Here is an 11,263-nt window from a genome sequence, read left to right as displayed (position 1 = left end):
CTTAGTGTTTTAGTGATAGCAATACCCACCAAATGCGGGAATAGCTCAGTTGGTAGAGCACGACCTTGCCAAGGTCGGGGTCGCGAGTTCGAGTCTCGTTTCCCGCTCCAATATTTTCTTATCGTATTATTTTCTCTTATTACTCTTTCGTATTATTTACTCACACTTAAATCTAAGTGAAATCACGTATCGTTATAAATTCTGACGATCGACTGCTTTTTGGTACATATAATTTCTACAAGCTAGGATCGACGCGGCTTAAACGATCTTTTCCAGATCTTATTCCGATTTTTACTTGCATTCATCATCCGGTCGCCATAGAATAGCCACCCCTTGCTAATAGGGTGTTCTATTTGGTGTTTTATTTAAAAGTGGTTAGGTTAGCCTATTAGACAAAAAATTATTTTTTACCGGGTTTTACTCTTTTTTCATGGTAACTTGGTCTTTTAGTCACTTTATATCGATTAATCAACGTAAAATCAGTTTTTTTCTCTTATTACCTCATTGAAAAGTTATCCACAGCCTCGCCAATCTTAATGGACGATTATTGTCGTTTGAAATAACTTATTGCACAGAGTTATCCACAGAATGATAGGTTGTTTTTGTTTACATTATCAAGATATGACTTGTTAATTACTCTTTTGTAACCCATTGATTTTTAGTGGTGGGATATATTTTTCTAAAATGTGTTGAGCACGACTTGCAAATTCTTTACCTATTGGTAGCTAAGCCTTTTTTTATTTTATTCACATCTGTTTGACAATTCTTTTTTTTGAATATATAGCCGCGCTTTTTTTAGGCGTCTCTAGGCAAACCTTTAGTAATGGCGCGTACAAGACGCTTTTGTTGTGAAGTTTGAATTGTTACTTGATTTTCGTTGCGTCGATTGAGCTGCTGTTGGATTGCCCAGTGGAAGTGTTCATCCAGCATCCCGTTGATCCCTAAACGGTTTTGTAAGGCAAGTACAATGTTATCTTGGTAGGGGGCATTACCTAATGCTACGCTAATATTGCGTAACCATTTGATATAACCAATTCTGCGGATCGCCGATCCTTCTGTCAACGTTAAAAATTTATCTTCTGTCCATGAAAAAAGCTCAAGAAGTTCAGGGGTGTGCAACGCTCGTCTCGGGCTGAAATCTTCTTCATCGGTAAGCTGTGAAAAACGGTTCCATGGGCAAATCAATTGGCAGTCATCACAACCATAGATGCGATTTCCCATTAATGGCCTAAATTCTTCAGGAATAGCGCTATCTAACTCGATAGTAAGGTAAGAAATGCAACGCCTTGCATCTACGGTATAAGGTTCGACAATCGCGCCAGTGGGGCAGGTCGTCATACAAGCCACACAGCGCCCGCAACCCTCTTCGATAGGTTGATCAATAGGCACTGGTAAGTTAATCAATAACTCGCCTAGAAAAAACCAAGACCCTGCCTCACGATTTAATACGAGAGAATGTTTCCCTGTCCAGCCTAAGCCTGCTTTAACGGCAAGGGGACGCTCTAAGATAGGTGCTGAATCGACAAAAGGCCTAAAGTTAAGGTCGTCAACATGGATACCATTTGCTAGCATCATCCCATCAAATTCGCGACAATAGGCTAAAATACGGTCAGAAAGTACTTTTAAACGTTTTTTCAATAGCTTATGATAGTCACGGCCAAGAGCATAACGGCTAATATAGCCTAGCTCTGGGTTATTCAGTGTACTGGCAAATGCGGCTTTGGCTGGAAGGTAGTTCATGCGTACACTGATGACGCGTAATGTGCCGGGGTGTAATTCATGAGGTCTAGCACGCATCATACCGTGGCGGTTCATCCATTCCATTTCTCCATGGTATTGTTTGTCTAACCATGCTTGCAGCTTGGGTTCTTCTTCAGATAGATCTGTATCGCAGATCCCCACCTGTTGGAAGCCCGCTTCAATGCCCCATTGTTTGATATTCTGGGCCAGAAGATTGAGATCGAGGTATGTCGCCATAGATCCTATTATGGTAAAGGTTAAAACGGCAGGCACTCTATCATGTCCTGTGTTTTTCATCAAAATACAGGAAAAAAATGCCTCAATAATTTAGAACTATTATAGGATATTTCTGATCTCATCATTCAAGTCATGTTAATTAAGAAAAATGGCCCGGCTTGGGTTAAGATAAGCAGTAATAATGATATTAATTGTTATATCTGTTATCCATTATTGCGCGATGAACAATAATGCAAAAGATCTTAGGCCTAAACAGGCTAGATAGTTCACTAATGACGTAATCAAAGAACAATATGAAAGAACGTACAATACAACTTGCCAACGAAGAGCAAACTGTTGCGCTAGGTTGCACTATCGCTAAAGCTTGCCAGCAAAATACCGTGATCCACTTGTTTGGAGATCTTGGGGCAGGGAAAACAACCTTCAGCCGTGGTTTCTTGCAGGCTCTTGGTCATCAAGGTCATGTAAAAAGCCCAACTTATACATTGGTTGAGCCATATGAATTAGCGGGTCGTCAGGTTTTTCACTTTGACCTTTATCGCTTAGCCGATCCCGAAGAACTTGAATTCATGGGGATCCGTGATTATTTTTCTGAAAATTCGATCTGTTTGGTTGAATGGCCGCAGCAAGGTAAAGGTTTTTTGCCTGAAGCGGATCTTGAGCTCCATCTAACCTATCAAGGTGAAGGGCGTCAGGCTCACTTTATTGCTTTGTCTGCAAATGGGGAGTCGTTGTTAGAAGCATTATCCCTACTTTAAGGAAGCTATTGCTCATGTTGAATGCATCAATACATAAAATAACAAAAAAGGGTTTTTTTACTGTTTTCTTCCTGTTTATGTTATCGATAGTGTGGTTGTTTGTTGCGAAAGCACAGGCAGCGACGTTGTCTAATATTCAAGTCAGTAATAGCCCATCACAGGCAGAAGTGACCCTAAGCTTTACCGATGGTAAGCCTGATTACTCGTATTTTCCATTGCATTCACCTGAGCGCCTTGTTATTGATCTAAAACAACGGGGTGAGATCATTGGGCTCCCCCTTAAAGTCCCCGCGGGTGATTTAGTTAAATTGGTGCGCTCGAGCCAACCGTCAGATAATCAACATAAAAGGGTCGTCTTGGAGTTGTCTCGGGCTGCAAAAACTAAAGTGCAACTTAAGCAAGTTTCTGGCCAATACCAATTAATATTTACCATTTATACCGGTAATTCAGCAAATTCGGCATCACTAAATCGGACGAGTAGTGCAGCGGCTCCAGTGGCAAATAGTGCGTCGGATAAACCATTAAAAATGAATAAGCCAGCCCCTGTTGCAACACCTGTTCCCGTAAATAATAAGCAACTGCCAAAAGGCTCTAAACAAGTTGTAATTGCGATTGATGCAGGGCACGGAGGAAAGGACCCCGGGGCAATTGGTAAAAATGGTTACAGAGAGAAAGATGTTACGCTCAGTGTTGCACGCAAGTTATATCAGCGCCTTGAGGCGGACCCAATGTTCAAGCCCGCAATGACGCGTGATGGCGACTACTTTATTTCAGTCAGCGGTCGCTCTGAGGTTGCACGTAAAAAAAGCGCTAACATGTTAGTGTCTATACATGCCGATTCTGCGCCGAATAGCCGTGCTCGTGGGGCTTCTGTATGGGTATTATCTAACCGGCGTGCAAACAGTGAATTAGGTAGCTGGTTAGAGCAACGTGAGAAACAATCGGAACTATTAGGTGGGGCAGGTGATGCGCTTAGTGGTGCTGATCCTTACTTAAGCCAAGCGGTTTTAGACCTGCAATTTGGTCATTCCCAACGAGTTGGTTATGATGTTGCGGTTAAAGTTATCGAACAACTACGGAAAGTTGGCAATATTCATAAAAAAACACCAGAACATGCAAGCCTTGGTGTACTTCGCTCTCCTGACATTCCATCAATTTTAGTTGAGACAGGGTTTATCAGTAATACAGCTGAAGAGCAATTGTTGAAATCCAATGAATATCAAGACAAAGTTGCTGAAGCTATTCATTTAGGGTTACGCCAATATTTCCTTGCGAATCCAATACAAGCGGCACCACGCTAAGGGGTTTTGGGTCATGGCAATACACATTCTCTCTCCTCAACTCGCAAACCAAATTGCCGCAGGTGAAGTGGTTGAAAGGCCTGCCTCAGTAGTGAAAGAGCTTGTTGAGAATAGCCTTGATGCTGGGGCTACACGGGTTGATATCGATATTGAACGTGGGGGAGAGAAACTGATCCGCATCCGTGATAATGGCTGTGGGATTAGCAAAGATGAGCTGATCCTCGCTTTAGCACGTCATGCAACCAGTAAAATCGCAACGTTAGATGACCTTGAAGCGATTATGAGTATGGGGTTCAGAGGGGAGGCTCTTGCCAGTATTAGCTCGGTTTCACGTTTGACCTTAACATCAAAACCAGCAGATCAAACAGAAGCATGGCAGTCTTACGCTGAAGGTCGGGATATGGAAGTGTTAGTTAAGCCCGCGGCCCACCCAAATGGCACAACCGTTGAGGTGTTAGATTTATTCTATAACACGCCAGCACGGCGCAAATTTATGCGTACAGAAAAAACGGAATTTGGCCATATCGATGAAGTTGTTCGTCGTATTGCGTTATCTCGCCCTGATGTTGCTATTAACCTGACGCACAATGGCAAATTGGTGAAGCAATATCGTGCTGCCCATGATGAAACTCAACAAGAAAGGCGGCTTGGTACCATCTGTGGTACCGCTTTTATGCAAGGCGCATTGAGCTTATCTTGGGAACATAGTGACCTTGCTATTAAAGGCTGGGTGGTTTCACCATCGAATATGCCAGTTAGTGAAGCACAATATTGTTATGTGAACGGTAGAATGATGCGTGACCGGCTGATTAATCATGCAATACGTCAAGCTTATGAAGGGCATTTAGAAGAAAACCAGCAGCCTGCCTATGTCCTTTATTTGACCATTGACCCGAAACAGGTTGATGTTAATGTGCATCCGGCAAAACATGAAGTGCGTTTCCATCAGGCTCGCTTAGTCCATGATTTTATTTATCAGGCTGTTCGTACTGTACTACTAGAAGCAGCATCAATTGGTGAATTGCCTGGTATTGAACCTGCAAATGCAGAATTTGAAAACCGTACCTCAGCAGGGGATAATTATTTTTCTTCTGTATCTTCTTCAACGAAGCTTGCTGAAACTGAACATGACGCTCGGGAGCCACTGAAACCGTCGTACGAGTCGTACGAAAAGGAGAGCAGGGAAAAGCAAGTTGCAGAGCCTTTGCTATCACAGCCAAAAGCGACATATTCAGGGGCCATAAAGACAGAATCAAAAAACCTCGCACCGGCCTACGACAAAAAAGCAGGTAGCCTTTACCAGAGCTTAATGTCGATCCCTGTTGCCCCTGAAGATAAAAAAACGCTATTTCCAGAAAGGCAAACTATAGATAACCCGCAAGTTACGTCACAATCTGTAGCAAAAAATGCGGATGACTACTTTTTTGGCAAAGTATTGACAATTTACGCAAAAAACTTTGCATTAATTGAGTCTTCATTAGGGTTAATCCTGCTATCCTTAACGGAAGCTAATTATTTATTGAAACTTGCGCAATTGTCACCTGCGGAAGGTGGTTTAAAGCCTCAACCATTGTTAATCCCTCTAAAATTGTCACTTAAAAGTGATGAAATAGAGGTTTTACAGCGGTACAAGGAACAATTGACAATATTTGGTATCGAAGCCACGATATTTCATGGAAAAGTAACAATTCATACGGTATCGTTACCACTAAGAACACAAAATTTATCACAGCTTTTTTCTGACTTGCTCGGTTTTTTATCGACAAAAGAAAGCGTAACCGATGAAGATATCGCACAATGGCTCGCTAAAGCGATTTCACAGGTGAAACCAGATGAAAGCTGGAGTTTAGCTCAGGCTGTCCAGTTGCTGGCTGATGTTGAGCGGGTTTGTCCGCAGTGGGTGAGAAATCCTCCATCAACATTATTACAATTAATTAATTTACAATCCGTGGTAGCTACACTAACAAATGAGTGATTTAGTAACTCAGAAAAAACCTGATGCAATATTCTTAATGGGTCCAACGGCCTCAGGTAAAACCGCTTTAGCGATAGAACTTCGCAAGCATCTGCCTGTGGAAATAATTAGTGTCGATTCGGCATTAATTTACCGTGGAATGGATATTGGTACAGCAAAACCAACGGCAGAAGAACTCAGCCAAGCTCCCCACCGTTTGATTGATATTCTCGATCCAGCTCTCCCGTATAGTGCTGCCGACTTTCGCCGTGACGCATTAAATGTAATGGGGGAAATTACAGCACAAGGTAAAATCCCATTATTAGTAGGCGGTACGATGCTGTATTTCAAAGCATTGTTGGAAGGGCTTTCACCATTACCTTCTGCAGATCCTGCTGTCCGCTCAGAAATCGAACAAATTGCACAAAAACAAGGGTGGGATGAAATTCACCGTCGTTTGGCTGAGGTGGACCCGGTTGCGGCAGCAAGGATCCACCCTAATGATCCACAAAGATTATCCCGTGCTTTAGAGGTATATCTCATTTCGGGACAAACTTTGACTGAAATGACACAAACAGCCGGTGAAGAATTGCCTTATAATGTGTTTCAGTTTGCTATTGCGCCACAAGATCGTAAAATTTTACATGAGCGTATAGAACAACGTTTTCATCAGATGATAAACGCGGGCTTTGAAGATGAAGTGCGAGCGCTTTATCAACGAGGTGACTTACATGTCGATCTCCCTTCAATTCGTTGTGTGGGGTACCGGCAAATGTGGTCATACTTAGATGGCGAAATTAGCCATGATGAAATGATTTATCGGGGGGTCTGTGCAACTCGCCAATTGGCAAAACGCCAGATTACCTGGTTAAGAGGCTGGGAAAATATTCACTGGTTAGATAGTGAACAACCTCAGCAAGCGCTTGACACAGTTATGCAGGTTGTATGTGCATAGGACTGATGTTTGTGTACAATTAGAACGTTAAGCGCAATTTTTGAGTAGTTAATTTTGGAATCTTAAAGATTCTCTTTTAAAAACAACAAAATAAGGAAAACATAGAATGGCTAAGGGGCAATCTTTGCAAGATCCGTTCCTGAACGCATTACGTCGTGAAAGGGTTCCGGTCTCTATTTATCTCGTTAATGGCATCAAATTGCAGGGGCAAATTGAATCTTTTGACCAATTTGTCATTTTATTAAAAAACACAGTTAGTCAGATGGTTTATAAACACGCTATCTCTACTGTTGTCCCTGCTCGCCCTGTCTCCCACCATAGCGGTACTGGTGGCAGCACTGGTACTGGTAATGGTAATTACCATTCAGGTGCTCCGGCAGCGCAAGATGGCGAAGTAACTGAGTAAGTTTGTACGCTAAAAGACAAGGAAAGCATGGGTAGGGAGACTATACCTATGTTTTTCCTTTGCAATTATTGTTTAGCCTAAGAGGTTACACCTTGTTTGATAGGTATGAAGGCGGTGAACTAGCGGTATTAGTCCATGTCTTTTTTTCTCAAGAAAAAGACGTTGATAATCTGGCAGAATTCGAGTCACTTGTGACATCTGCTGGGGTAAAGCCAGTACAAATAGTTACGGGCAGTCGTAAAGCTCCTCATCCAAAGTTTTTTGTTGGTGAAGGAAAAGCAGAAGAAATAGCCCAAGCCGTTGAGGAAAGTGGTGCAGATGTGGTGTTGTTTAATCATACTCTAAGCCCTGCTCAAGAACGTAATCTCGAAAGGATTTGCCAATGTAAGGTGGTTGACCGTACAGGGGTAATTTTAGATATTTTTGCTCAACGCGCACGCACGCACGAAGGTAAACTTCAAGTTGAATTGGCTCAATTACGGCATTTATCGACTCGTTTAGTGAGAGGATGGACGCATCTTGAGCGACAAAAAGGCGGGATTGGCTTACGTGGTCCCGGTGAAACTCAACTTGAGACAGACCGGCGGTTATTACGGGACAAAATCAAACAAATTTTATCTCGTCTTAGCCGGGTGGAAAAACAGCGTGAACAAGGGCGTCAAGCGAGAAGCAAGGCGGATATTCCAACTATATCCCTTGTGGGTTATACCAACGCAGGTAAATCCAGCCTGTTTAACCGTATGACGGCCGCGGATGTTTATGCTGCTGATCAGCTATTTGCAACACTTGACCCAACGCTTCGCCGTATTGATGTAGAAGATGTTGGCGCCGTGGTTCTTGCAGATACTGTGGGTTTTATCCGTCATTTACCACATGATTTGGTTGCGGCATTTAAAGCAACCCTGCAAGAAACACGTGAAGCAACGTTATTGCTGCACGTTATCGATGCAGCAGATAATCGTTTGGATGAAAATATCCATGCGGTTGAAAGCGTGTTGGAAGAAATAGAAGCGGATGAAATACCCGTACTTTTAGTGATGAACAAAGTGGATATGCTGGAAGATTTTATCCCGCGTATCGACAGAGATGAGGATAACAAACCTGTTCGTGTCTGGGTCTCAGCACAAACGGGTGATGGTATCCCGTTGCTGTTACAAGCATTGACGGAACGTCTTTCAGGTGAGATCGCACATGTTGAATTGCGTTTACCACCTAATGAAGGTCGTTTGCGAAGCCGTTTTTATCAACTCCAATCTATCGAACGTGAGTGGTTGGAAGAGGACGGCTCAATCGGCCTTGAGGTGCGTATGCCAATGGTGGATTGGCGACGTCTATGCAAACAAGAGCAGCAATTACCTGACTACGTTATATAATTGTATAGTTAGGCAATGGAATTGATATTAAGAGCCCTATCGCTCTTAGCCCTGAAAATCAATCATAAAGAATGGAGCTAAAACATGGCGTGGAATCAGCCCGGTAATGACGGACAAGACCGCGATCCGTGGGGAAGCGGCAATAAAGGCGGCAACTCTGGCGGGAACAAAGGTGGTCGGAAACGTGGGGCTTATGATCTCGACGATCTCTTTCGTAAACTAGGCAGTAAGCTTGGTGGAAATAAAGGCAGCGGTGGCGGTGATGGTGATAACAAACAATCATCACCAATTAGTGGCCGTTTAGGTATGTTAGCTCTTGCTGCCATCGTTGTTGTATGGGCCGGCTCAGGTTTCTACACCATTAAAGAAAGTGACCGTGGTGTAGTTTTACGTTTTGGTGAATATAGTGGCATTGTTGGGCCTGGTTTGAACTGGAAACCTACGTTTATTGATAGGGTTATACCTGTTAACGTAGAAACTGTTCGTGAACAAGCTACAAATGGCATGATGTTAACATCAGATGAAAACGTGATCCGCGTTGAAATGAACGTTCAGTATCGTGTTACCGACCCAGCACAATATTTATTTAGTGTAACGAACCCAGACAACAGTTTACGTCAGGCGTTAGATAGCGCAGTGCGTGGTGTTATTGGTCAGTCTGCGATGGAGCAAGTACTGACTACGAATCGTGCTTTTATCCGTGATGTCACACAAAAAGAGCTCGAAGCAACAATCGCACCATACAAAATGGGTATCACATTACTCGATGTCAACTTCCAAGCCGCGCGTCCACCAGAGGATGTTAAAGCAGCCTTTGATGACGTAATTGCAGCAAGGGAAGAAGAACAAAAAACAATTCGTGAAGCTCATGCTTATCGAAATGAAGTTCTTCCATTGGCAAAAGGTAATGCTCAAAAGCTGATTGAAGAAGCAGAAGCTTATAAAGCGAGTGTGGTCTTCAAAGCAGAGGGTGAGGTGGCAAGCTTTGCCAAAATGTTACCTGAATATCGTGCTGCGCCAGAGATAACTCGTGAGCGTCTCTATATTGATACGATGGAACGAGTTCTGAGCAATACACGTAAAATCATCGCGAATGATAAGAGCAACAGCATGCTAGTTCTGCCGCTTGATCAAATTATGCGTAATGGTAATGCAGCACAAGCACCAAAAGTGGCTCCATCAGCAAGAATGACGACACCAAGTAATAATTCGTCATCTTCAGGCGCAACTTCTACGCAGCCAAATAACGCTGTCCGTGGTGATGCAGTTAGAGTAGGGAGACAATAATCATGCGTAAATCGCTAATTGTTATCGTTATTGCCATTTTGGCAGTTGCATACGCATCTATCTTTATTGTGCCTCAAACGGATCGCGGTATTGTTTTGCGTTTTGGTAAGGTTCTGCGTGACTCTGAAAACAAGCCGATCATTTATGAGCCGGGTCTACATTTTAAAGTGCCATTTATTGAAACGGTTAAAATGTTAGACGCACGTATTCAGACGCTGGAAATTCAAGCTGACCGTTATTTGACGAGTGAAAACAAAGATTTAATGGTGGATTCATACCTGAAATGGCGCGTTACTGATTTCAGCCGTTACTATGTAGCGACGGGTGGCGGTAACCCATATCAAGCAGAAACACTATTAAAACGTAAGTTTAGTGACCGTTTACGTTCTGAGTTTGGTCGTTTAAGCGTTAAAGATATCATTACAGACTCTCGTGGTCGTTTAACTATTGATGTCCGTGATGCACTGAATAAAGGTTCTGCTACAGACGAAGCAACGAAAGATGCGGATGCAGCGATTGCTGATGCAGCAAAACGTGTAGAAGAAGAAACTAACCTGAAGCCACTGGTTGTTAATGCAAATAGTATGGCTGCATTAGGTATTGAAGTCGTTGACGTACGTATTAAACGTATTGAACTGCCAAATGAAGTTTCTGAAGCTATCTATGCTCGTATGCGTGCAGAGCGTGAAGCGGTAGCTCGTCAGCATCGTTCACAAGGCCAGGAAGAAGCGACTAAAATTCGTGCAGTTGCAGATAAAACTGTAACTGAAACCCTAGCAGAAGCTGAACGTACTGCTCTGACTTATCGAGGTGAAGGCGATGCAATGGCAACGAAACTGTTTGCTGATGCATTCAACCAAGACCCAGAGTTCTATGCATTTATTCGTAGCTTGCGTGCTTATGAGCAAAGCTTCAAGAGTGGTGAAGACGTGATGGTAATGAGTCCTGATACCGATTTCTTCCGCTTTATGAAAGCACCTACTAAGCTTCGCGCGACAGATTAATAAATAAGCTAAGTTGCGTGCAACCTAGCAAAATAACTGTTAAGCTATTAAAGAAAAGCCCGCTTCGGTGGGCTTTTTTTCGCCTGTCGTTTTAAGTGTAGGATTTTTCAGGGAAAATTTAAGCTGCTCAACTGATGATATTCACTTTGAGTTTACGGCAGAAATAAAAATACCATTTTACTTGCTTTCCAGAAAAAAATTTTTGTAATGCCAAAATATCACTGGAACAGTTCATTTTTGATGGTAGA

Annotated in this window: 9 protein-coding genes and 1 tRNA gene; 9 read left to right on the top strand and 1 reads right to left on the bottom strand. The window is 42.8% G+C overall.

What is annotated here, in order from left to right:
• Positions 1 to 34: 34 nt before the first annotated feature.
• Positions 35 to 110, top strand: a tRNA-Gly gene (locus ACIPUA_RS17380).
• A 685-nt stretch (positions 111 to 795) separates the two neighbouring features.
• Here the strand turns inward: ACIPUA_RS17380 and queG are convergent.
• The gene (queG, locus tag ACIPUA_RS17375) at positions 796 to 1,977 is read right to left on the bottom strand and encodes a tRNA epoxyqueuosine(34) reductase QueG (RefSeq protein ID WP_042845822.1); all 1,182 of its coding nucleotides are present in this window, start codon (positions 1,975 to 1,977) and stop codon (positions 796 to 798) included.
• A 293-nt stretch (positions 1,978 to 2,270) separates the two neighbouring features.
• Here queG and tsaE point away from each other — a divergent pair, with 293 nt between their 5' ends.
• The 8 genes from tsaE to hflC all read left to right on the top strand — a co-directional run bounded on the left by tsaE (position 2,271) and on the right by hflC (position 11,015).
• Positions 2,271 to 2,735 carry a tRNA (adenosine(37)-N6)-threonylcarbamoyltransferase complex ATPase subunit type 1 TsaE gene (gene tsaE / locus ACIPUA_RS17370; RefSeq protein WP_042845821.1) on the top strand — a complete coding sequence of 155 codons (465 nt, stop codon included), beginning with the start codon at positions 2,271 to 2,273 and terminating at the stop codon, positions 2,733 to 2,735.
• 14 nt (positions 2,736 to 2,749) lie between these two features.
• Positions 2,750 to 4,036, top strand: coding sequence for an N-acetylmuramoyl-L-alanine amidase AmiB (gene amiB, locus ACIPUA_RS17365; protein WP_042845820.1), 1,287 nt, complete (start codon positions 2,750 to 2,752; stop codon positions 4,034 to 4,036).
• A 13-nt stretch (positions 4,037 to 4,049) separates the two neighbouring features.
• Positions 4,050 to 6,011, top strand: a complete 1,962-nt coding sequence (gene mutL / locus ACIPUA_RS17360; protein WP_449059907.1) for a DNA mismatch repair endonuclease MutL — start codon at positions 4,050 to 4,052, stop codon at positions 6,009 to 6,011.
• On the top strand, positions 6,004 to 6,945 hold the full coding sequence (gene miaA, locus ACIPUA_RS17355; RefSeq protein WP_129466640.1) for a tRNA (adenosine(37)-N6)-dimethylallyltransferase MiaA: 942 nt from the start codon (positions 6,004 to 6,006) through the stop codon (positions 6,943 to 6,945). Before mutL ends, miaA begins: the two co-directional genes overlap by 8 nt.
• A gap of 106 nt (positions 6,946 to 7,051) precedes the next feature.
• Complete coding sequence (hfq, locus tag ACIPUA_RS17350) at positions 7,052 to 7,351, top strand: RNA chaperone Hfq (RefSeq protein ID WP_042845817.1); 300 nt, start codon at positions 7,052 to 7,054, stop codon at positions 7,349 to 7,351.
• A gap of 92 nt (positions 7,352 to 7,443) precedes the next feature.
• Positions 7,444 to 8,724: a ribosome rescue GTPase HflX gene (hflX, locus tag ACIPUA_RS17345; RefSeq protein ID WP_042845815.1), complete on the top strand. Its 1,281-nt coding sequence runs from the start codon at positions 7,444 to 7,446 to the stop codon at positions 8,722 to 8,724.
• 84 nt (positions 8,725 to 8,808) lie between these two features.
• The gene (gene hflK / locus ACIPUA_RS17340) at positions 8,809 to 10,011 is read left to right on the top strand and encodes an FtsH protease activity modulator HflK (RefSeq protein ID WP_042845813.1); all 1,203 of its coding nucleotides are present in this window, start codon (positions 8,809 to 8,811) and stop codon (positions 10,009 to 10,011) included.
• Positions 10,012 to 10,013: 2 nt separating this feature from the next.
• The gene (hflC, locus tag ACIPUA_RS17335) at positions 10,014 to 11,015 is read left to right on the top strand and encodes a protease modulator HflC (RefSeq protein WP_042845811.1); all 1,002 of its coding nucleotides are present in this window, start codon (positions 10,014 to 10,016) and stop codon (positions 11,013 to 11,015) included.
• Positions 11,016 to 11,263 lie beyond the last annotated feature (248 nt).

The organism is Providencia sp. AGC89 (assembly GCF_053543535.1).
Note: the sequence above shows the minus strand (reverse complement) of the source record. Positions and strands in the feature narration are given on the sequence as shown.

Bases quoted from the DNA above. Each gene is read 5' to 3' on its own strand.
- queG (WP_042845822.1), bottom strand. From the start codon at position 1,977: ATGGCGACATACCTCGATCTCAATCTTCTGGCCCAGAATATCAAACAA.
- tsaE (WP_042845821.1), top strand. From the start codon at position 2,271: ATGAAAGAACGTACAATACAACTTGCCAACGAAGAGCAAACTGTTGCG.
- amiB (WP_042845820.1), top strand. From the start codon at position 2,750: ATGTTGAATGCATCAATACATAAAATAACAAAAAAGGGTTTTTTTACT.
- mutL (WP_449059907.1), top strand. From the start codon at position 4,050: ATGGCAATACACATTCTCTCTCCTCAACTCGCAAACCAAATTGCCGCA.
- miaA (WP_129466640.1), top strand. From the start codon at position 6,004: ATGAGTGATTTAGTAACTCAGAAAAAACCTGATGCAATATTCTTAATG.
- hfq (WP_042845817.1), top strand. From the start codon at position 7,052: ATGGCTAAGGGGCAATCTTTGCAAGATCCGTTCCTGAACGCATTACGT.
- hflK (WP_042845813.1), top strand. From the start codon at position 8,809: ATGGCGTGGAATCAGCCCGGTAATGACGGACAAGACCGCGATCCGTGG.
- hflC (WP_042845811.1), top strand. From the start codon at position 10,014: ATGCGTAAATCGCTAATTGTTATCGTTATTGCCATTTTGGCAGTTGCA.